The sequence below is a fragment of the Nocardiopsis akebiae genome, from assembly GCF_018316795.1.
Classification (GTDB): domain Bacteria; phylum Actinomycetota; class Actinomycetes; order Streptosporangiales; family Streptosporangiaceae; genus Nocardiopsis; species Nocardiopsis dassonvillei.
Genome location: NZ_CP074132.1, coordinates 3571635 through 3592324, shown reverse-complemented (window position 1 = coordinate 3592324; position 20690 = coordinate 3571635). Strand labels below are relative to the sequence as shown.

23 protein-coding genes are annotated in these 20690 nt (G+C 73.6%); 15 read left to right on the top strand and 8 right to left on the bottom strand.

Features of this window, described 5'->3' with window-relative positions:
* Window positions 1-39: 39 nt before the first annotated feature.
* On the bottom strand, window positions 40-1491 hold the full coding sequence (locus KGD83_RS15520; RefSeq protein WP_212639896.1) for an aminotransferase-like domain-containing protein: 1452 nt from the start codon (window positions 1489-1491) through the stop codon (window positions 40-42).
* Here KGD83_RS15520 and KGD83_RS15515 point away from each other — a divergent pair.
* On the top strand, window positions 1490-2386 hold the full coding sequence (locus tag KGD83_RS15515) for a DMT family transporter (protein WP_249351883.1): 897 nt from the start codon (window positions 1490-1492) through the stop codon (window positions 2384-2386). The genes KGD83_RS15520 and KGD83_RS15515 overlap by 2 nt on opposite strands.
* A gap of 118 nt (window positions 2387-2504) precedes the next feature.
* The gene (locus KGD83_RS15510; RefSeq protein WP_212639895.1) at window positions 2505-3050 is read left to right on the top strand and encodes a type 1 glutamine amidotransferase domain-containing protein; all 546 of its coding nucleotides are present in this window, start codon (window positions 2505-2507) and stop codon (window positions 3048-3050) included.
* 83 nt (window positions 3051-3133) lie between these two features.
* Here the strand turns inward: KGD83_RS15510 and KGD83_RS15505 are convergent, their stop codons facing one another.
* The 3 genes from KGD83_RS15505 to KGD83_RS15495 form a co-directional block, all read right to left on the bottom strand.
* Complete coding sequence (locus KGD83_RS15505) at window positions 3134-3247, bottom strand: methionine/alanine import family NSS transporter small subunit (protein WP_212639894.1); 114 nt, start codon at window positions 3245-3247, stop codon at window positions 3134-3136.
* On the bottom strand, window positions 3247-4791 hold the full coding sequence (locus tag KGD83_RS15500) for a sodium-dependent transporter (RefSeq protein ID WP_212639893.1): 1545 nt from the start codon (window positions 4789-4791) through the stop codon (window positions 3247-3249). Before KGD83_RS15500 ends, KGD83_RS15505 begins: the two co-directional genes overlap by 1 nt.
* A 354-nt stretch (window positions 4792-5145) precedes the next feature.
* A complete protein-coding gene (locus KGD83_RS15495; RefSeq protein WP_212639892.1) occupies window positions 5146-6177 on the bottom strand; it encodes a pirin family protein in 1032 nt (343 codons plus the stop codon).
* Between the two features lie 83 nt (window positions 6178-6260).
* Between KGD83_RS15495 and KGD83_RS29245 the strand changes: the two genes are divergently transcribed.
* The 7 genes from KGD83_RS29245 to KGD83_RS15460 all read left to right on the top strand — a co-directional run bounded on the left by KGD83_RS29245 (window position 6261) and on the right by KGD83_RS15460 (window position 12301).
* Entirely contained in the window at window positions 6261-6461 is a 201-nt protein-coding gene (locus KGD83_RS29245) for a methyltransferase domain-containing protein (RefSeq protein ID WP_212639891.1), read from the top strand.
* A gap of 12 nt (window positions 6462-6473) precedes the next feature.
* Window positions 6474-6725 carry a hypothetical protein gene (locus tag KGD83_RS15485; RefSeq protein ID WP_212639890.1) on the top strand — a complete coding sequence of 84 codons (252 nt, stop codon included), beginning with the start codon at window positions 6474-6476 and terminating at the stop codon, window positions 6723-6725.
* 248 nt (window positions 6726-6973) lie between these two features.
* On the top strand, window positions 6974-8128 hold the full coding sequence (locus KGD83_RS15480) for a Gfo/Idh/MocA family protein (RefSeq protein ID WP_212639889.1): 1155 nt from the start codon (window positions 6974-6976) through the stop codon (window positions 8126-8128).
* Window positions 8125-9285 (top strand): dihydrodipicolinate synthase family protein, encoded by a 1161-nt coding sequence (locus KGD83_RS15475; protein WP_212639888.1) that lies wholly within the window; start codon window positions 8125-8127, stop codon window positions 9283-9285. The genes KGD83_RS15480 and KGD83_RS15475 overlap by 4 nt, the downstream gene beginning before the upstream one ends.
* Window positions 9282-10253: a sugar phosphate isomerase/epimerase family protein gene (locus KGD83_RS15470; RefSeq protein WP_212639887.1), complete on the top strand. Its 972-nt coding sequence runs from the start codon at window positions 9282-9284 to the stop codon at window positions 10251-10253. Before KGD83_RS15475 ends, KGD83_RS15470 begins: the two co-directional genes overlap by 4 nt.
* 51 nt (window positions 10254-10304) lie before the next feature.
* On the top strand, window positions 10305-11210 hold the full coding sequence (locus tag KGD83_RS15465; RefSeq protein ID WP_212639886.1) for a 5-dehydro-4-deoxyglucarate dehydratase: 906 nt from the start codon (window positions 10305-10307) through the stop codon (window positions 11208-11210).
* A 2-nt stretch (window positions 11211-11212) separates the two neighbouring features.
* Window positions 11213-12301 carry a mandelate racemase/muconate lactonizing enzyme family protein gene (locus KGD83_RS15460; protein WP_212639885.1) on the top strand — a complete coding sequence of 363 codons (1089 nt, stop codon included), beginning with the start codon at window positions 11213-11215 and terminating at the stop codon, window positions 12299-12301.
* 157 nt (window positions 12302-12458) lie between these two features.
* Here the strand turns inward: KGD83_RS15460 and KGD83_RS15455 are convergent, their stop codons facing one another.
* A complete protein-coding gene (locus KGD83_RS15455; RefSeq protein ID WP_212639884.1) occupies window positions 12459-12947 on the bottom strand; it encodes a winged helix-turn-helix transcriptional regulator in 489 nt (162 codons plus the stop codon).
* 140 nt (window positions 12948-13087) lie between these two features.
* Between KGD83_RS15455 and KGD83_RS15450 the strand changes: the two genes are divergently transcribed.
* From KGD83_RS15450 to KGD83_RS15435, 4 genes are all read left to right on the top strand, one after another.
* Window positions 13088-13441, top strand: coding sequence for a nuclear transport factor 2 family protein (locus KGD83_RS15450; protein ID WP_212639883.1), 354 nt, complete (start codon window positions 13088-13090; stop codon window positions 13439-13441).
* On the top strand, window positions 13384-14286 hold the full coding sequence (locus tag KGD83_RS15445; RefSeq protein ID WP_338036904.1) for an SDR family NAD(P)-dependent oxidoreductase: 903 nt from the start codon (window positions 13384-13386) through the stop codon (window positions 14284-14286). The genes KGD83_RS15450 and KGD83_RS15445 overlap by 58 nt, the downstream gene beginning before the upstream one ends.
* A 215-nt stretch (window positions 14287-14501) precedes the next feature.
* Complete coding sequence (locus KGD83_RS15440; protein WP_212639881.1) at window positions 14502-14879, top strand: DUF2784 domain-containing protein; 378 nt, start codon at window positions 14502-14504, stop codon at window positions 14877-14879.
* 258 nt (window positions 14880-15137) lie between these two features.
* The gene (locus tag KGD83_RS15435; protein ID WP_212639880.1) at window positions 15138-16373 is read left to right on the top strand and encodes an epoxide hydrolase family protein; all 1236 of its coding nucleotides are present in this window, start codon (window positions 15138-15140) and stop codon (window positions 16371-16373) included.
* 113 nt (window positions 16374-16486) lie between these two features.
* Here the strand turns inward: KGD83_RS15435 and KGD83_RS15430 are convergent, their stop codons facing one another.
* Window positions 16487-17149, bottom strand: a complete 663-nt coding sequence (locus tag KGD83_RS15430) for a response regulator transcription factor (protein ID WP_212639879.1) — start codon at window positions 17147-17149, stop codon at window positions 16487-16489.
* Entirely contained in the window at window positions 17137-18321 is a 1185-nt protein-coding gene (locus KGD83_RS15425; protein ID WP_212639878.1) for a sensor histidine kinase, read from the bottom strand. The genes KGD83_RS15430 and KGD83_RS15425 overlap by 13 nt, the downstream gene beginning before the upstream one ends.
* A gap of 315 nt (window positions 18322-18636) precedes the next feature.
* Between KGD83_RS15425 and KGD83_RS15420 the strand changes: the two genes are divergently transcribed.
* Window positions 18637-19050 carry a DUF6069 family protein gene (locus KGD83_RS15420; RefSeq protein WP_212639877.1) on the top strand — a complete coding sequence of 138 codons (414 nt, stop codon included), beginning with the start codon at window positions 18637-18639 and terminating at the stop codon, window positions 19048-19050.
* 50 nt (window positions 19051-19100) lie between these two features.
* Here the strand turns inward: KGD83_RS15420 and KGD83_RS15415 are convergent, their stop codons facing one another.
* A complete protein-coding gene (locus KGD83_RS15415) occupies window positions 19101-19640 on the bottom strand; it encodes a TetR/AcrR family transcriptional regulator (protein WP_212639876.1) in 540 nt (179 codons plus the stop codon).
* A gap of 85 nt (window positions 19641-19725) precedes the next feature.
* On the opposite strand from KGD83_RS15415, the gene KGD83_RS15410 reads away from it, so the two are divergent.
* Complete coding sequence (locus KGD83_RS15410; RefSeq protein ID WP_249351882.1) at window positions 19726-20673, top strand: SDR family NAD(P)-dependent oxidoreductase; 948 nt, start codon at window positions 19726-19728, stop codon at window positions 20671-20673.
* Window positions 20674-20690: the final 17 nt, after the last annotated feature.

Below are 20690 nucleotides of genomic sequence, written 5' to 3'. Positions count from 1 at the left end.
GGAGCCGGGCGCAGTGGACGGCGTCAGGGGCGGCGCCCCTCACTCTCCGGACACGGTACCGGCGAACGCGGCGCGCAGGCGGCGCACCCCCTCGGTGATCTCGGCGGTCCCGGCCGCGCCACCGTAACTGAGCCGCAGGTGCGGGGCGGTCGGCTCCGCAGGGAAGTAGGCCTGGCCGGCGGCCACCGCCACCCCGGCGCGCAGCGCCGCCGACACGAGCGCGGCCTCGTCGGTCTCACCGGCAAGCCGCAGCCACAGGTGGTACCCGCCCGAGGGCAGGTGCGGCGCCGCCAGTTCGGGCAGCTCACGCGCCAGGGCCGCGGCCATGGCCGTGCGGCGCTCGCACAGACCCGCCGCGACCGCGCGCAGGTGTCGGCCCCAGACGGGGGAACCGACCAGCTCCAGCACGGCCTCCTGGAGGGGGCGCGCCACGAAGAAGCTGTCCACCAGCTGGATCGCGCGCAGGCGCCGCGTCACCGGTCCCCGCGCGGCGATCGCCCCCACGCGCAGACTGGGTGAGGTCGCCTTGGTCAGCGACCGCACATGCACCACGGTGCCGTCGGGGTCCTCGGCCGCCAGCGGGGGCGGTGGGGCGGCGGCGTCGGCGTGCGCCAGGTGGCGGGCGAAGTCGTCCTCCACGACGAACGCGCCCGCGGCGCGCGCGATCCGCACCACCTCGCCCCGCCGTGCCGGAGCCAGGACCGTTCCGGTGGGGTTGTGGAAGAGGGGCTGGCACACCACCACGCGGGCGCCGCTGGCGGCGAACGCCTCTTCCAACAGGTCGGTGCGGATCCCCTCGGCGTCCACCGGGACGGGGACGGGCCGCAGGCCCGCGGCCCGCACGATGGCCAGCAGACCGGTATAGGTGGGCGACTCCACCAGCACGGGCGCTCCCGGATGGGCCAGGGCGCGCAGCGCGGTGGTCAGCGCGCTCTGCCCGCCCGCGGTGACCAGTACGTCGGCCGCGCCGACGGAGCCGCCGATCTGACGGGCGAACCAGCCGCGCAGCTCCTCCACCCCTTCCGCGGGCGGGCGTGCCCAGGCTCCCGGCCGCCGTCCCGCGCGGGCCAGTGCGGCGCCCATGGCCTGTTCGGGCTGGAGAGCGGGGTGCAGGTAGCCGCCGTTGAACACGATGACTCCCAGAGCGGGCGGGGTGAGGGTGGCCAGCACCCCGGAGGCGTCCACGGTGCGCGGGACCGGCTCGCCGGAGGCCGCCGCCGATTCGGCGCTCAGCGCGACCTCCTGCCATGAGGTGTCGCCGACCGGGCTCCCGGAAGCGCCTGTGCCCGCACGGAACGCCCCGGCACCGGGACGGGTGACCACCACGCCCTCGGCGACCAGCGCCGCGACGGCCCGCGACACGGTCACCGGGCTCACGCCGTAGCGGTCCACCAGTGCCCGGCTCGACGGCAGCTTCTCGCCGGGGGAGTAGCGGTCCACCTCCCTGCGTAGAAAGTCCGTCAGTTCCCGCACACTGCTACGCTGTTTCATGAAGACACAAGATAGCGCTATCGTGGCGCGCGGAGTAGCGGTGCTCGGCGCCACCCTGTGCGCGGCGCTCGGCGTCCTCGGGTTCTCGTTCACCCTCCCGGCCACCGCGTGGGCCCTGGAGGGCTTCGGGCCCTGGAGCGTGGCGGTGGTGCGGTGCGCGCTGGCCGCCGCGCTGGCGGGCTGCTGCCTCGCGGCGGTCCGCGCCCCGCTGCCCGACCGCGTCCACCGGCGGGGCATCGCCGTGGTCGCGCTGGGCTGCGTGGTGGCGTTCCCGCTGTTCAGCACGCTCGCGCTCCAGGCCTCCTCGACCTCCCACGCCGCGGTCGTGGTCGGGCTGCTGCCGCTCACCACCGCCGTATTCGCCCTGCGCCGCAGCCCGGTGCGTCCCTCGCGCCGGTTCTGGACCGCTGCGGTGTGCGGCGCCGTGGCCGTCGTCGCGTTCGCGCTGGTGCGCAGCGGCGGAACACCCGGCCCGGCCGACCTGTACCTGCTGGCGGCCCTGGTGCTGTGCGCCGCGGGCTACGCCGAGGGCGGCCGACTGGCCGCGCACATGCCGGGCTGGCAGGTCATCGCCTGGGCGCTGGTCGCCGCCGCGCCGCTGACCGTGCCCGCCGCGCTGTGGGCTCTGGCCGCCGAGCCGGTGGCCGCCGCGCCGCGCGCACTCGCGGGCATGGCCTACCTCGCCGCGGTGTCGCAGTTCGGCGCGTTCGTGGTCTGGTACCGGGGGATGGGCGCGATGGGCGTCGCCCGGGCCAGCCAACTCCAGCTCGCCCAGCCGCTGTTGACCCTGGTGTGGGCGGTGCTGCTGGTGGGGGAGTCGCTGACCCCGGCCGCGCCCGCGGCGGCCGTCGTCGTCCTCGTGTGCGTCGCCGTCACCCAGAGGTCGCGCGGCTGAGCCCTCGAGCGTGGCGCGCGCCTTTTCGGCGGGTGGTGTGAGAGGACGGCCTGTGCGGGTAGGGGCGCCAACGCGGCACGGAGGGTGCCGGAAAGAGTCCAGCTCTGAGGGGGCAGCTATGGCCGACACGCTCAACGGCCGTCGGGTCGCGATTCTGGCCGCGGACGGGGTGGAGCAGGTCGAACTCGTCACACCGCGCAAGGCGCTGAACGAGGAGGGCGCCACCATCGACCTGGTCTCGCTCAGGTCCGGGCGGATCCAGGCGATGAACGGCGACATCGAACCGGCGGACACCTTCGACGTGGACCGCGTGGTGTCCGAGGTCGGGGTGGACGACTACGACGCCCTGGTGGTCCCCGGCGGGACCGTCAACCCGGACAACCTGCGCTCGGACGAGAACGCGGTGGGGTTCGTGCGCGACTTCGTGGCCGCGGGCAAGCCCGTGGCCGCCATCTGCCACGGGCCGTGGATCCTGGTGGAGGCCGACGTGGTGCGGGGGCGCACCGTGACCTCCTACCCCAGCCTGCGCACCGACATCCGCAACGCGGGCGGGACCGTGGTGGAGGAGGAGGTGGTCACCGACCAGGGGATCACCACCAGTCGCAACCCCGACGACCTGCCCGCCTTCTGCGAGCGCATCGTCCGCGAGTTCGCCGCGAAGTAGGCGGCCTCCGGCGGGGCGCCCGAACGACGACGGGGCGGTGGGAACCGATCGGTTCCCACCGCCCCGTCGTCGTTCGGGCGCGGCTACCCCTCTTCGGGCTTCTCGGGGTGGCGGCGCAGGTGGACGATGGCCGCGATGAGCCCGCCCCACAGCAGGATCATGGCGACTGCCATCATGACGATCGCGCTGGTGGTCATCAGCGTTCCCCTTCCTTGGTCGTGGCGTCCTCGGTGTCGGCGTCCTGGCGGGCCAGGGCGTCGGCGCGCTTCCAGGGGAAGAGCGAGACGACGATCCCGAAGACGATCGCCCCGATGGCCAGGCCCCATCCGGCGGCCAGCAGGAACCCGGTCGAGTAGCCCGCGTAGTTCTCGGTCAGCTCCGTACGCAGGCTGTCCCACATCATGAAGCCGAGCAGGATCGGGGTGACCACGCCCAGGACGACCTTCCACCACAGGCCGAGCCGGATGGAGGAGATCGCGTTGGCGTGCTCCTGGAACACCGGCAGCCTGCGCGCGATCCAGCCGAAGACCACGATCATGACCAGACCCGCCAGTGCGATGCCGTACTGGTTGATGAAGTGGTCGAACACGTCGAGGAAGTGCAGCCCCTCTGGCGTGGGGAAGAGCAGGATCGAGGCCAGCGCGGTGGCGCCGCCCACCAGCAGCACGGTCTGGACGCGGCCCAGGCCGGTGCGGTCCTGCACCGCGGAGATGATCACCTGGACGATGCTGATCAGCGAGGTCAGACCCGCGATCACCAGGGAGCCGAAGAAGAGCACCCCGAACAGCGCGCCGCCGATGGGCAGGGTCGAGATGATCTGCGGGAAGGCGACGAAGGCCAGGCCGATGCCGTTGGCGGCGACGTCCTCGACCCCGGTGCCCGCGGCGGTGGCCATGAATCCCAGGGCGGCGAACACGCCGATGCCCGCGAGCAGCTCGAAGGAGCTGTTGGCGAAGCCCGCCACCATCGCCGAGCCGGTCAGGTCGGCCTTGCGGCGCAGGTAGGAGGCGTAGGTGACCATGATGGCGAAGCCCACGGACAGGGAGAAGAAGATCTGCCCGTAGGCGGCGATCCAGACGCTGCCGTCGAGCATGGCGCCCCAGTCGGGCGTGAACAGGGCGTTCAGACCGGTCGCGGCCCCCTCCAGGGTGAGCGCCTGCACGACCAGGACCAGGAACAGCACCAACAGCAGTGGGATGAAGACCTTGTTGGCCTTCTCGATGCCGTTGCGCACGCCCAGCGCCAGGATGAGCAGCACCACGACCCACACGCCCACGAGCGGCCAGGCCACACCCGCCACGTAGCCCGAGACCATGCCGGGCCCCTCGCTCATCTGGAGGAAGTCCTCGAAGAAGAACGCGTTGGGGTCGTCGCCCCACTGCTGCCCGATGGAGAACCAGGCGAACCGGGCGGCCCAGGCCACGATCACGGCGTAGTAGACCGCGATGACGAAGCAGACGGCCACCTGCCACCAGCCGATGGCCTCGGCGGGTCGCGTGATGCGCCGATAGGACAGCGGCGCGGAGGAGCGGTAGCGGTGCCCGATGCTGTACTCCAGGATCAGCAGCGGGATACCGGCGGTGAGCAGGGCGATGAGGTAGGGCAGCATGAAGGCGCCGCCGCCGTTCTCGTAGGCGATGTAGGGGAATCGCCAGATGTTGCCCAGACCGATGGCGGAGCCGATCGCCGCCATCAGGAAGCCCGCGCGCGATCCCCACTGCTCGCGAGTCTGTTGGACCATGTTCAGGTCTCCTAAATCATCCCGTAGTTCGCGATCCGCACCGTAGCAGGAGTTGGCCTGGTCAGCATCGCGGGACGGGAAGCCTGGACAGGGTGTCGCCCCACGATGCTCCCCTCGTTTCCTTTTGTCCAGACTCGCACGAGGAACGGAAACGACAAGGGGTGCTTACCGGAAACCTTCAGCCGTCCTTGCACGCGCGCGTGGCGGCGACCGCCGGGGGACGGGAGCGTCTCTTACGGAACCGGCCGGTTCCCGGTGAATGCGGGCGCGGGGACCACAAGGGCGCGGCCGGGGCCTTCCGGACCGTGGCACGCGGACGCGCCCCGGCAGACCCCGGCCGACCGTCGCGGGCGGCTACGCGCCGCGGTGGCGCGGGCGTGCGCGCAGGCGCGCGTTGGGCAGCTCCGGAGCCGGGAGGGCCGCGTCGTCGTCGGCCGCGACCGCGGCGAAGCGCCGCCCGTCCGCGTCGACGGCGCCGTCCCGGTCGTTCTCCCAGGCGAGGCGGGCCCGCACGATCTCGTCGTGGTCGCGGCCGACGAAGTTCCACCACATGACCAGGTCCTCGGTGAAGGGTTCGCCGCCGATCACCAGCACGTGCGCGGTCTCGTCGGCGCGCAGTTCCACCTCCGTGCGCCCCTCGCCCGCGTAGAGCAGCGCACCGGCCTCCACGTCGTGGCCGAGGACCCGCACGGGCGCGTCCAGGGGCAGGACGCCGTGTTCGAAGGACGCGTCCAGGGGCAGGCGCACCCGGGCCCCGGGCTCCAGCACGACCTCGGCGCCCATGAGCGGGGTGTGCACGCGGGCGGGGGAGCGGCGGCCGTCCACCTCTCCGGCGATCACCGTGACCCTGGCTCCCGGTGCGTCCGTGCCGGGCAGGTCGAAGGCGGGAAGGGCGGCGTGGTGTTCGAAGCGGGCCGGTCCCTCGCGGTCGTCCTCGGGAAGGGCGATCCACAGCTGGGCGCCGTGCAGCAGCGGCGGGGCGCCGGCGGGGGAGCGCTCGGAGTGGGCGATGCCGTGTCCGGCGGTCATGAGGTTGAGCTGGCCGGGGCGGACCAGCTGGTCCGAACCCAGGCCGTCCAGGTGGTGGACCGAGCCCTGGACCAGCCAGCTCACGGTCTGCAGGCCGATGTGGGGGTGCGGCGGCACCTGCATGCCGGGGCCGTCTGCGACGCCGGTGGGTCCGTAGACGTCGGCGAAGCACCACGCGCCGACCATGCGGCGGTTCTTCCCGGGCAGGGCGCGGCGGACCAGTATGGCGCGCGGACCGCCGAGCGGGACCTCGCGCGGTTCGAGGAGTTCGGTGTCGCCGGACTCGGCGGCGCCGACGGGGTCGACCTCTCCGCCGCAGACGCGTTCTTCGGCGGGGTGGGTGTCCAGATTGCTCACCCTGCCGAAGGTAGCCGAGACGGGCCGGCTCTGGCATATCCGGGACGTCGGAGGCCGCGACGGCGCGGCCCCGGTGTTGGCGGATGCCGCGTCGGGGTAGGAACAGCAGGGCGTTCGGCCCCGTCCAGGGGACCTCCGTCCTGGACTTCGGGCGCGGGACAGGCTCCCACACCCGGCTCCTGAGACGCCGGGGCGCGCATCCCGTCGTGGGCGTGGACATCTTCCCCGGCATGGTCGAGGCCGCGCGGCGGATCGAGGAACGACGGCCGCCGGGCCTGAGGTAGGAGGTCCACGACATGGCCGACACGCCCGCCCTGGGCGTCTTCGGCACTGTGGTGGCGGTCGCCGTCCTGCACTACGCGCGCGACCGGCGCATGCTCGACCGCATGGTGCTGCGGGCGGGGGAGAACCTAACCCCCGTCGACGGATCCCCCTGCCCGGTCACCATCCCCACGGCCCCGCCCACGGTCCTGCCCGGCCCGCTACTGGAGCCGCGAGGCCATGGAGGACTCGCTGCGCGGCGCGGGGTTCGTCCAGGTGCGCTGTGAGACCGTCGAGGGCGTCCCCCCGGGCGCGGGGGAGCCGCTCAAACTCCTGCTCAGCGCGCGCGTCCCCGCCTAGGACGACCGGCGGCCCGCGACGGCGGGGGCCGCGTGCGCTCGGGCCTTCCGGCGCTCTGGCGGTGACGGGTGTCGAAGCGCTTCGCGTCGTGGCAGGTCCGGGGCCCCTCTGGTGCACGGGGGTGTTTTTGCCGTAGGCTGGAAAGCGCTTTCATACGGAAAGGTGGTAACAACCCATGGGTGATCACGTGCTGGGTGTCGCCATGAACGGCGTCACCGGACGCATGGGGTACAGGCAGCACCTGACCCGGTCTGTCCTGGCCATCCGGGAGGCTGGCGGCATACGCCTGCCCGACGGCTCCCGGATCATTCCCGAGCCCGTCCTGGTCGGACGCTCCGAGCACAAGCTGCGCGAGATCGCCGAACGCCACGGAATCGAGCGCTGGTCCACCGACCTGGACGGTGTGCTCTCCGACGACGACATCACGGTCTACTTCGACTCGCAGATCACACACGCCCGTGAGGCGGCCGTGCGCGCCGCCATCGCCGCGGGCAAGCACGTCTACGTCGAGAAGCCCACCGCCAGCACGCTCAGCGCCGCCCTGGAGCTGGCCAAACTGGCCCGCGACGCGGGTGTGCGCAACGGCGTGGTCCAGGACAAGCTCTTCCTGCCCGGCCTGCTGAAACTGCGCAGGCTGGTCGAGAGCGGCTTCTTCGGCCGCATCCTGTCGGTGCGCGGCGAGTTCGGCTACTGGGTCTTCGAGGGCGACTGGCAGCCCGCGCAGCGCCCCAGCTGGAACTACCGCGCCGAGGAGGGCGGCGGCATGGTGCTGGACATGTTCCCGCACTGGCACTACATCCTGGAGCACCTGTTCGGCCAGGTGCGCGCGGTGACCGCCAAGGTGGCCACCCACATCCCGCGCCGCTGGGACGAGGAGGGGCGGCCCTACGAGGCCACGGCCGACGACTCCGCCTACGGCATCTTCGAACTGGACGGCGGCGTCATCGCCCAGATCAACTCCTCCTGGAACGTGCGCGTGGCCCGCGACGAACTCGTGGAGTTCCAGGTCGACGGCACCCACGGCAGCGCCGTGGCGGGGCTGCGCTCCTGCCGGGCCCAGCACCGCTCGGCCACGCCCAAGGCGGTGTGGAACCCCGACCTGGAGGACCTGGGACGCTACCGGGAGCAGTGGGAGCCCGTGCCCGACAACACAGAGTTCCCCAACGGGTTCCGCGCCCAGTGGGAGGACTTCCTGCGACACGTGGTCCTGGACACCCCCTTCCCGCACGACCTGCTCTCGGGCGCGCGCGGTCTCCAGATGGCCGAGGCGGGACTCCAGTCGGCGCGCACCGGACGCACGATCGAACTGGACGAGGTCACCCTCGCATGAGCACACTCCTGCTACCCGCCGCCGACGGCACCGCCGCCCCCTACACCCTGAGCGGCACCCCCGTCGACGCCTCCCCGCTTCCCCCCGCCCGCTCGCGCACGGCCTACGCGGCGGCCCACGTGGTCGCCGACCCCCTGGCGGCCAACGCCCCCGGAGCCCCGGCCCGCCTGGACTGGGAGGCCACCCTGGCCTTCCGCCACCACCTGTGGGACCAGGGCCTGGGCGTGGCCGACGCCATGGACACCGCCCAGCGCGGCATGGGCCTGGACTGGGCGGCCACCGCCGAGCTGATCCGCAGGTCGGGTGCGGAGGCCGCCGCGCGCGGCGCCGCCCTGGCCTGCGGGGCGGGCACCGACCAGCTCGACCTTTCGCGGGCCGATCTGGAAAGCGTTATCACCGCGTACGGTGAGCAGCTCGACGTCGTCCAGGGCGCCGGAGCCACCCCCATCCTCATGGCCTCGCGCGCCCTGGCCGCGGTCGCCTCGGGCCCCGACGACTACGCCAAGGTCTACGCCGACCTGCTGGGCCGGGCCGACCAGCCCGTCATCCTGCACTGGCTGGGCACCGCCTTCGACCCGGCCCTGGCCGGGTACTGGGGCTTCGCCGACCCGGCCGAGGCGATCGAGCCGGTGGCGGCCCTGATCGGCGAGCACGCGGCGAAGGTGGAGGGCATCAAGGTCTCCCTGCTCGACGCCTCGCTGGAGGTGCGGCTGCGGCGGCTGCTCCCCGAGGGCGTGCGCCTCTACACCGGCGACGACTTCAACTACCCCGACCTCGTCCTGGGCGACGAGCAGGGCCACTCCGACGCCCTGCTGGGCGTCTTCGCCGCCATCGCCCCGGCCGCCGCCCGCGCGCTGGCCGCCCTGGACGAGGGCGACACCGAGCGGTACAGGGCACTGATGGACCCCACGGTCCCGCTGGCCCGCCACCTGTTCGCCGAGCCCACCTTCTACTACAAGACCGGCGTGGCCTTCCTGGCCTGGCTCAACGGCCACCAGAAGGGCTTCCACATGGTGGGCGGGCTGCACAGCGCCCGCGACCTGCCCCACCTGGCCCAGGCGGTGCGACTGGCCGACGCGGCCGGGGTCCTGACCGACCCGGACCTGGCCGCGGCACGCATGCGGGCGCTCCTCCAGGTGTCAGGAGTCGACCAGTGAGCACGATGCCCGAGGGCGCCGCGGCGCCCCCCGCGCGGACGGCCGCGACGGTGGCCGCGGGCGCGGCCGTCCGCGCGGGGGTCGTGCCCGGCGCGGTGGACGTGCCCTCCGGTCAGCCCGCCGCGGTCCCCACCCCCGAACCGGGCGACCCGCGCCTGGCACGGCTCTCGCTCAACCAGGCCACCGTCAAGTACTGGAACCTGACCCAGGCCGTGGACGGCTGCCTGCGCGCCGGACTGCCCGCCATCGGGACCTGGCGCGAGCCGGTCGCCGAGACGGGCCTGGCCAAGGCGGCCGCCCTGCTGCGCCGTTCCGGGCTGCGCGTGTCCTCGCACTGCCGCGGCGGGTTCCTCACCGGCCCGGACCGGGCCGCGGCGCTGGAGGACAACCGGCGCGCCGTGGACGAGGCCGCCGAACTCGGTTCGCCCTGTCTGGTCATGGTCGTGGGCGGGATGCCCGACGGCGAGCGCGACCTGGTCGGGATCCGCGAGCGGGTGGCGGACGGTATCGCCGAGCTGGCGCCCTACGCGCTGGAGCGGGGGGTACGGCTCGCGCTGGAGCCCCTGCACCCGATGTTCTGCGCCGACCGCGCCGTGCTCTCCACACTGGGCCAGGCCCTGGACCTGGCCGAGCGCTTCGACGCGGCCGCCGTCGGCGTGGTGGTGGACGCCTACCACGTGTGGTGGGACCCCCAGGTGTGGGAGCAGATCGCCCGCGCCGGGGCGGGAGGGCGCATCGCCTCCTTCCAGGCCTGTGACTGGGAGCTGCCCATCCCCGCCGACGCCCTGCTGGGGCGCGGCATGGTCGGCGACGGCCACGCCGACGTGCGCGCCCTGCGCCGCGCGGTGGACGCGGCAGGTTACGACGGCGACATCGAGGTGGAGATCTTCAACGAGCGGATCTGGTCGGCCGACGGCGACGACGTCATCGCCACCCTGGCCCGACGCCACGTCCAGCACGTCCTGTGAGGCCCCGGGGGCGCGCGTGCGCCCCCGGGGCCCCGAGCTCAAGGAGCGAGTTTGAACTTCGACGGAATCCTCTTCTTCCCCCTGACCCCCTTCGATTCCGAAGGAGGCGTGAACGAGGACGTGCTGGCCGAGCACGTCGCCTCGGGCGTGGAGCACGGCGCGGGCGGGGTGTTCGCGGCCTGCGGCACCGGTGAGGTGCACGCCCTGTCGGCCGCCGAGCACGCCGCGGTGGTGCGGCGGTCGGTGGAGGTCACCGCGGGCCGCGTGCCGGTGGTGGCCGGGGCGGGCGGCAGCGTGGGCACCGCCATCGAGCAGGCCCGCGCGGCCCGCGAACTGGGCGCGGACGCGATCCTGCTGCTGCCGCCCTACCTGGTGGGCGCGCCGCAGTCGGGGCTGGTGGACTACGTGCGCACCGTGGTCGCGGCCTCCGACATCCCGGTGGTGGTCTACCAGCGCGGGTCGATGGTGTTCACCCCCCAGAGCGCGGCGGAGCTGGCCGCGATCCCGCAGGTGGTGGGGATCAAGGACGGGGTGGGCGACCTGGGCCGGATGCACCAGATCGTGATGGCGGTGCGCGACCTGCGCGGCGAGGAGTTCACCTTCTTCAACGGCCTGCCCACGGCGGAGCTGACCGTGGCGGCCTACCGGTCGGTGGGCGTGCCGCTGTACTCCTCGGCGGCGTTCGCGTTCGTGCCCGAGGTGGCCGACGCCTTCTACCGCGCCTTCCACTCCGGTGACGCGCTGGCCGACACCCTGATGCGCGAGTTCTTCGAGCCGCTGGTGCGGCTGCGCGACCGGACGCCGGGGTACGCGGTGTCGCTGGTCAAGGCGGGCGCGCGACTGCGCGGGGTGGACATGGGCGGGGTGCGCGCGCCGTTCAGCGACCCCACCGCCGAGGAGGAGGCCGAGCTGGCCGAGCTGATCGAGACCGGCCTGTCCCTGGTCGAGGAGGGCTGAACGTGCGCGTCACCGAGGTCGGCGCCCGGGCCTTCCGGCTGCCGCTGCACCGGTCCTGGGACGGGGGCGTGGACCGCAACGACGTCGTGGTGGTGCGGGTGGCCACCGACTCCGGGCTGGTCGGCACGGGGTTCGCGTGGACCCCGCTGATCGGGGCCCGGGCGGTGGCCGCGCTGGTCAACGACGACCTGCGGCCCGCGCTGGTGGGCGCCGAGGCCCATCCGGCGCGGTGGGACGAGCTGCGCTGGCACCTGCGCGAGGCGGGCACCAGCGGGCTCACCCTGATGGCGCTGGCGGGGGTGGACATCGCCCTGTGGGACCTGCGCGCCCGCGCGGCGGAGTCGAGCCTGGTGGACCTGGTGGGTCGGCGCCGCGAGTCGGCACCGGCCTACGGCAGCGGGGTCAACCTGGACTACTCCCTGCCCGACCTGGTGGAACAGGTGCGCGGCTGGGTGGAGGCCGGGCACGTCGCAGCCAAGATCAAGGTCGGCTCGCCCGACCCGGCCCGGGACGCCGAGCGGGTGGGCGCGGTGCGCGGGGTGCTGGGCCCGGACCGGCTGCTGATGGTGGACGCCAACCAGCGCTGGGACGTGCCCGGGGCGGTCCGGGCGCTGGACGCGCTGGAGGAGTTCGGCCCGCACTTCGTGGAGGAGCCCCTCCCGGCCGAGGACCTGGAGGCGCACGCCCGCCTGCGAGAGCGCACGCGGGTGCCCTTCGCCGTGGGTGAGAACCTGCGCACGGCCGCCGAGTTCGAGCGGGCCGTGGAGCTTGGGGTGTGCGACGTCGCCCAGCCCAACGTGGTGCGGGTGGGCGGCATCACCCCGTTCCTGCGGATCGCGGAGTCGATGGCTCGCCGCGGCGTGCCGGTGGCTCCGCACCTGTTGCCCGAGCTGTCGGGGCAGCTGGCGCTGTGCCTGCCCCGGGTGGCCATGGTCGAGGACATCGACCGGGCCTCCTTCGCCGCGCTGGGAGCGTTGGCCCGCCCCAGCGGGGTGGAGTTCGACCGGGGCCGGGTGCGCGCCGACACCGGCCGCGGCCACGGCCTGGTGTTCGCCGACACGCTCACACCGGTCGCGGACGCTTCCCCCTAGCACCGGGTCGCGACCGGAAGGGGGCCGGGACGCCCCGCGGCGGTGGCGTCCCGGCCACCGTCGCGCGTTGGCGGGGCCGTTCATGGGGTGCGGGGCCCGGCCATGGCCTCGGAGCCGGGACGGAGGGGGCTCGCCGCCTCCCGGTGTACGGGGCCGCTCATGCGTCAGATGCGTAGCGTTCCCTCATCTGCGGCCCGGCGGCGGGTCCCGCGGTGAAGACGTAGGCGTCCGCGTCGTCCAGGCGCCGCCCGGTCGCCGCGTCGACCACGATCGGTTCGACCTCCTCGCGGCTCTCCGCGTCCACGAGGATCATGCGGCGCTCCTCGGGGGGCAGCCGGGAGTTCCCCCAGGCGGCCAGGGTGACGACGACCGGACGCAGCGAGCGGCCCAGGTCGGTGAGCACGTACTCGTGGCGGACGGGTCTGTTCTGGTATGGCCGCCGCTCCAGGAAGCCGTCCGCGACCAGCCTCCTGAGCCGTCCGGTGAGCATGCTGGACGAGATGCCGAGGTTCCGCTGGAACTCGTCGAAGCGCGTGTAGCCGTCGAAGGCGTCGTGCAGCAGCAGGAGCGTCCACCAGTCGCCGACGTACTCGATCGCCGTAGACAGTGGGCACTCGCGGTCCTCCTGGCGTATCCGACCGGTCACGGCACTCTCCTTCAGAGTTACTGCTAATATCGAAGCTAGTAACTTCTTTTTTAGAAGTTTCTTTGGGGTGGACACTCCCACGACCACACCCGGGACGACGCGGCCACCGAGCCGCTCATTCCCGCGATTCGGAGGATCTCATGACCGACACCCGCGCCGTCGACCTCGATCGTCTCCCCGAGACCGTCACGGCCTACCTGGCCGCGCACAACGCGCACGACACGACGACTGCGGCGTCCTTCTTCACCACCGACGCCACAGTCGTCGACGACGGGCGCACCCACGAGGGCACCGAAGCCATCATCCGCTGGGCGGAGGAAACCGGGAACGCGTTCACCTACACGGCCGCGCCGGTCCGCGCCGAGACCGTCGGCGCGGACCGGTACACCGTCGTCCAGCACCTGGAGGGGGACTTCCCCGGAGGGCAGATCGACCTGTGCCACCACTTCACCCTCAGGGAGGGGCGCATCGCGGAGCTGGTGATCGAGCCGTGAGCGGCGACACCTGGTTCGTCACGGGAGGCACCCCGGGAGGGTTCGGTATGGCCTATGCCGAGGCCGTGCTCGCACGGGGAGGCCGGGTCGCCCTGACCGTGCGCCGTCCCGAAGAGCTCGGCGCCTGGGCTGAGGAGCACGACGGCGACGCGCTCGTCCTACCGCTCGACGTCACCGAACCGGACGCTGTGCGCGCCGCCGTAGCCGCCGCGGAGGAACACTTCGGCGGCATCGACGTCCTGGTCAACAACGCGGGGCGCGGCTGGTACGGATCAGTCGAGGGCATGGACGAGGCCGCCGTGCGGCGCACCTTCGAGGTCAACTTCTTCTCCGTCCTGCACGTCACCCGTGCCGTCCTGCCGGGCATGCGCTCCAGGGGCGGCGGGTGGGTAGTCAACATGTCCTCGGTCGCGGGGCTGGTCGGAACTCCCGGATTCGGCTTCTACACGGCGGCCAAGTTCGCCCTGGAGGGGATGACGGAGGTCCTCCGCCGCGAGACGGAGCCCTTCGGTATCCGGGTGATGGCCGTCGAACCCGGGGCCTTCCGCACCCGGGCCTACGCCGGGTTCACCGACGAGCCCGTCCGGGAAGCGCTGACCGCCCACCTGCCCATGCTGGAGGAGGTACGGGCCGCCATGGTCTCCCGGGACGGCGTCCAGCCGGGCGACCCGGCGCGCGGGGTGCGGGCCGTCCTCGCCGCCATGGAGAGGAGCGAACCGCCGCACCGCCTGGTCCTGGGCGCGGCGGGCTACGAGGCGGTGGCCGCGCGCTGGGAGGAATCCCTGGCCGCGCTCCGCGCCGACGAGGCCCTCTCCAGGGGAGCCGACTTCCCGCCGGGAGGATGACCCGCCGATCTCACGCCCGGAGGCACCGGAACAGGACCTGGCCGTGAGCGCGGGTCCCCGTTCCGGCACCAGCCGAACGACCGGGCCGAGGAGCCGGTCGCGGTCCGGAACGCCCCATGGCGGTGGCGCCCCGGACCTGTCATGAGCAGGAGTACTCAGGGGGACCGGGTGCGCGTACCGATGCAGGCGGGGCGGCCCGGTCCTAGGTTCGGGGCATGACCTCCCTCCTCGTGGGCCACGCCGCGGCGGCCCTGCACTTCGGTTTCCTCGCCTTCGTCGTCTTCGGCGGCGCGCTGGCCTGGCGCTGGCCCCGGATGTTCTGGGTGCACCTGGCGGTGGCGGCCTACGCCCTGGGCATCGTCATCGTCGACTGGCCGTGCTTCCTGACCGAGATCGAGAACTGGTCGCGGGCGCGCACCGGAAGGGCGGTGATGGAGGACGGCTTCATCGACTTCTACCTGACCGGGAACCTCTATCCGCCCGAGCACCTGCTCACCTCACGCCTGGTCATGGCGGGAATCGCGGCGCTCACCTGGGCGGCCGCGGGGTGGCTGGTCCTGCGCCGCCGTGCGGCGCTACAGGCCGGGGTGTGAGCGGTCGGAGCCCGCGTCGGCACCGGACGTGCGGCGGCGGTCCGAACGGCCCGGGGCGGGGCACGGTGGTGGTTCCCGGAGCGGGTCCGGTCGGCTCGCCCGCAGCCCCCACGGTAGGTTCTGGTGCGTCGAGCGCTCGCCGGGCCCGTCGCCCCCGATCGTTCGCGGACGGATCGGGCGATCGGAAGAACCCGCTCGGAAGGCCGCCACGGTTCACCGTCCGACCGGCCGACGGCACACCCGGCAAGGAGCCACGCATTGAGCACCCCGCACGCCTTCCCCCTGGAGCCCGCTCCGATCCACGTGCCCGACGAGGTCCTGGACGACCTGCGCGCCCGCCTCGCGTCGACCCGTGCGCCGCTGGACGAGGGAAACGAGGACTGGTCCTACGGCGTCCCCGACAGCTACCTGCGTGAGCTGGTCGCCCACTGGCGGGACGGCTACGACTGGCGCCGGGCCGAGGCCGCCATCAACGCCCACGAGCACTACCTGGTGAGCGTCGCCGGTGTCCCGGTGCACTTCATGCGCGAGCCCGGCCGCGGACCCCGGCCGATCCCGCTGATCCTCACCCACGGCTGGCCGTGGACGTTCTGGCACTGGTCGAAGGTGATCGGCCCGCTCGCCGACCCGGCCGCGTTCGGCGGCGACCCCGCCGACGCCTTCGACGTCATCGTGCCGTCCCTGCCGGGCTTCGGTTTCCCCGGCCCGCTCACCGGCTTTCCCGACGTCAACTTCTGGAAGGTCTCCGACCTCTGGCACACCCTGATGACCCGGACCCTGGGATACGAGAAGTACGCCGCCGGGGGCTGCGACATCGGCGGGATCGTCTCCAGCCAGCTAGGCCACAAGTACGCCGACCGGCTGTACGGCGTCCACATCGGCTCCGGGCTGCCGCTCGACTTCTTCAACGGCCCCCGGGCCTGGGACTTCGCCCGGAACAGGCCCCTCACCGACGACCAGCCCGCCGACGTGCGCGCCCGGATCGTGGAGACGGACCACCGCTCGGCCTCCCACCTGGCCGTCCACATGCTCGACGGGGCCACCCTGGCCCACGGGCTGAGCGACTCGCCCGCCGGGCTGCTCGCCTGGCTGCTGGAGCGCTGGAGGTCCTGGAGCGACAACGGCGGCGACGTCGAGTCGGTCTTCACCAAGGACGACCTGCTCACCCACGCCACGATCTACTGGGCGAACAACTCCATCGCCACGTCGATGCGCTACTACGCCAACGCCAACCGCTACCCCTGGGTCCCCGCCCACGACCGCACCCCGGTCGTGCAGGCCCCGGTCGGCCTCACCCTGGTCACGTATGAGAACCCGCCCGGCGTCCACACCGCCGACGAGCGCGTCCGGGCGTTCAGGGAGGGCCCGCAGGGCGCCTGGTTCAACCACGTCAACGTGACCGCCCACGAGCGCGGCGGCCACTTCATCCCCTGGGAGAACCCCGACGCCTGGGTGGACGACCTGCGCCGGACCTTCCGCGGCCGCAGGCCCTGAACGACCCGAACACGGCCGGACCCGTCCGCGCCTCCCGGCGCCGCTGGCAGGGGACACCGCGGACACGGGGGCGGAGTCCACTGCGGGGCCCGCCGCCGGAGCGGCGGCCGGGGTCAGGCGAGTCCGGCGTCGTGGGCCAGCAGCGCGATCTGGGTGCGGTTGTCCATGTCGAGCTTGGCCAGGACGCTGGAGACGTGGGCCTTGACCGTGGCCACGCTCATGTACAGCTGCGCGGCGATCTCCGCGTTGGTGCGGCCCCGGGCCACGGCCAGGGCCACCTCGTGCTCACGCGGGCTGAGCCGGGCCAGCGCAGTGCGGGCCCGCTCGTGGGACCCGGCCTGGACGGCGGTGCGGTCCATCAGACGGCGGGTGACGCTCGCGGACAGGATGGGCTCGCCCTCGGCCACCCGCAGGACCGCGTCCACGATCCGCGCGGGCGGGGTGTCCTTGAGCAGGAAGCCGCTGGCCCCGGCGCGCAGCGCGTAGAGGATGTTCTCGTCGGTGTCGAAGGTGGTCAGCACCACGACCTCGGGCGGGGGCGTGCGCGCCCGCAGCCTGCGGGTGGCGGTGATGCCGCCCACCCGGGGCATGCGCAGGTCCATCAGGACCACGTCGGGCCGGTGGGCGTCGGCCGCGGTCAGCACCTCGTCCCCGTCGCGGGCCTCGCCGACCACGACGATGCCGTGGACCCCGTCGAGCATCATGGTCAGCCCGCCGCGGACGAGGGCGTCGTCGTCGACGATCAGGACACGCGGCGCACGGTTCATGCCGGCCATGGTAGCCAGGCGTGCAGGTGGAAGCCCTCGGGTGTGCGCTCGTGGTCCAGCCGCCCCCCGGCCAGGCGCACCCGCTCGGTCAGGCCGACCAGCCCGGTTCCGCTGCCCGGCACCGGAGGGGACCCCTCCCCGGCCGCTGCGGCCCCGGCGGGCCCGGTCACGGGGTTGCGCAGGTCGATCACCAGGCCCTCGCCGGGAGCGCCCTCCACGCGCACCCGCACCGGCTGGCCGGAGGCGTGCTTGCGGGCGTTGGTCAGGCCCTCCTGGACCAGGCGGTAGGCGGTGCGGCCGGTGGAGGCGGGCAGGCGGTCGGGGTCGGCCACCGCGTCGCGCAGCTCCACGCGCTCCCCGGCCCCGCGCGCCTCCTCCACCAGGCGGGGGACGTCGGACAGGAACGGCTGCGGGCGCCCGCCCGCCTCGGGCTCCTCCTCGCGCAGCACGCCGATCACCTCGCGCAGCTCCTCCAGGGCCTGGTGGACCCCGGTGCGCACCACCCCGGCGGCGCGGGCGAGCTGCTCGGGCGGGGCGTCGGGCCGGTACTCCAGCGCCCCGGCGTAGGTGGCCAGCAGGGACAGCCGGTGGGCGAGCACGTCGTGCATCTCGCGGGCGATGCGGGTGCGCTCCAGCATCCGCGCCTCGGCCACCCGGCGGCCCTGTTCGGCCTCCGCCCGGCGGGCGCGCTCGCGCAGCGACATCACCAGCGCGCGGCGGGCCCGGGCCAGGGCGCCCCAGCCCACCAGAGCACCGGTGGCGATGGTGATCAGGGCCAGCCACCAGGCGTAGGAGATCTGGGTGCTGGGCTGGAACAGCCCCTGGACCGCGTGCGCGGCGACGGCGGCCGCGGCGACCGCGAGGGCCAGCGGCAGGGGGCGCCGGTGGGCGGCCTGGAGCACGCCCAGCGCCGCCGCCGGGGTGGCGGCGGGGGAGAGGACGGCCAGGACGGACGCGCCCAGCGCACCGGTGACCGGCCACCGCAGCAGGACGGGGGAGAGCACGCAGACCACGAGGCCGACGGCCAGGTCCAGTCCCCGTGTCCAGGGTTCGGTGTGGCCCTCCCAGCGGGCCCAGACCGCTGCCGCGACCTGGAGGCAGACCAGGACGACCACGGCGGTCAGGGCCCGCGGCGAGCCGCGGCGCGCGGGCCGGGTTTCGTCGTCGATCGGGCTCGGCACCAGGTCAGCGTAGCTCCGGGCGTCCCCGCCCCGACACCGACCAAAGTCGGATACGGCCCCGTCCGCGGTCGACCCCGTTCACGCCCCGGGACCGATGCGGCGGCGGTGCCGTGCCGGGGAGTGTGGGGACCGGGGCTTTCGAGGGCCGACACCGCACCGGTGCGGCCCCGTTGCCCCGGCGGCGCGGTCCCGGCGTCCAGCTCTCGGACCTGCTGGGAGTACGCCTCCGAGGGGACGCGGACGGACCTTCGTCCAGTGGTCCGAGGCGGGGCCAGGACCGCGCCGCACCACACGACGACGACGTTGGGAAAGACCATGGCCACCAAGGAAACCGCTACCCGAACCGCCTCCACCGTCCCCCGGCGGATGCTCACCGCGGTCGCCGCGGTGCTCGCCCCGCTGGCTCTGTGGGGCCTGGCCGTACCGCTGATGGGCGTGGACCTGACCGCCGTCCCGGGCGGGCAGGCCCGCCCGGTGGGGCCGGGGGCCGTGGCCTTCGCGGGGATGCTCAGCGCCGCTGCGGCCTGGGCGCTGCTCGCCGTGCTGGAGCGCACGGCGCGGCGGCCCCGGCTGGCGTGGACGGTCACCGCCTGCGCGGTGCTCGCGCTCTCCCTGGCCGGACCCCTCACCAGCGGCGCCGCACCGGTGGTGGTGCTGGTGCTGGAGGGGATGCACGTCCTGGTCGGGGCGGTGCTGATCCTGGGCCTGGGCCGCTCGGCCCGCGTCTGAGGGGGACCCCCGTCGGATGCGGTGGGCCGGGCTTTCGGCGGGGGTGCCGGTCAGCGCGTCCGCAGGCCGGCGACGAGGGTGTCCACGAAGACGTCGCGGTCCCCCGGCGGGCCGAGGCGGACGGCGTGCTCGATCCCGCAGACCAAGCGCTCGACCTGGGCCGTCGAGAGGTCCGGACGCACGTCACCGGACGCCTGGGCCCTCGCGAGCACGTCGTCGAGCCTTGCGAGGACCGTGGCCTTGAGGGCCGCGACCTCCGCGCTGGCGTCCTCGGCGGCGAGCAGGACCGCTTGGAGGCCGCCCGCCTCAAGGTGCAGGTCCACGACGGCGCGCAGGGCCGTCTCGAAGCCCTGCCTGGGGCTGGGATCGGCGGAGGCCTGGCGGGCGACCGCGTCCAGCCGTTCCAGGGCCTCGACGGTGAGTTCCTCCACGAGGGCGTGGGCCGTGGCGAAGTGGCGGTAGACGGTGCCGACCCCCACCCCGGCCTCGCGGGCGACGTCGTTGAGACGGAGGTCCTTGGGATCGCTCCTTCGAGCGGCCTCGAGTATCCGCTCCCGGCTGCGGGCCGCGTCGGCGCGGAGTGCGTTCATGGGCACACCCTACCCGAAAGCGGATTAGCCATCCGATTGGTGCTAACGTAAGCGGATGAGTTATCCGTTTCAAGGAGGGCGCATGATGTGGGATCCCGAAGCACTGCCGGACCAGGGCGGACGCACCGTGGTGGTGACCGGGGCGACCTCGGGCATCGGTTACTTCGCCGCCCAGCGGCTCGCCGGAGCCGGGGCGCACGTGGTGCTCGCCGGACGGTCGGCCCGACGGCTGGAGGCCGCCGAGAACGCCATCCGCGGACAAGTTCCCTCGGCGTCTTCGAGCCGGCTGGTCCCGGACCTGGCCTCAGGGGACTCCGTGGCCGAGGCCGCCGCCCGTCTGGCCGAACTGGAGCGCGTCGACGGGTTGCTCCTCAACGGCGGTTCGATGTCTCTGCGGGCGTCGGACAGGACCTTCGACGGTCTGCCGACGCTGCTTGCGACCCATGTGGTGGCCAACGTGGGGCTGGTAGCCGGTTCTCTGCCGGGAATGATCCGCACGGGGGAGCTGCACGGCGGACCGACGAGGATCGTGCACACCTCGACGGGGTTCGTGGACCGGTTGCGCGGGAGCGTCGAGGACGTACGGCGAGGTTCTCGGATCGGTGTCGTCGCGTACAGCAGGGCGAAGGCTGTGACGGAGATGTTCGCTTTCGAACTCGACCGCCGTCTGCGTGCCGCTGGACTGCCGGTGGCGTCGCTGGTCTCGCGTCCGGGTATCGGTGTGGACGCCAAGACGCCCCGTCGGCCGGGAGTCCGTGACGAGACGGTGCCGGTGCGGCGCCACCCCTATACGCCCTGGGCGCAGGGCAAGGACACCGCCGCCTGGTCGGCGCTTCGCGCCCTCACCGATCCGGAAGCGGAGGGAGGGGAACTGTACGCGCCGGAGAACGGTGTCAGGGGACGGGCCGTCCGGGTCGACCCGCCCTCCCTGACGGTCTCGCCTCCGGTGAAGGCCATGGATTCTGTGTGGCGCCAACTGGAGGAGCTGGCGGGCGTCGAGCTGCCGATCCCCGAGGACGCCTCCCGCGCCTGAGCCCCGCCCACCCGTTC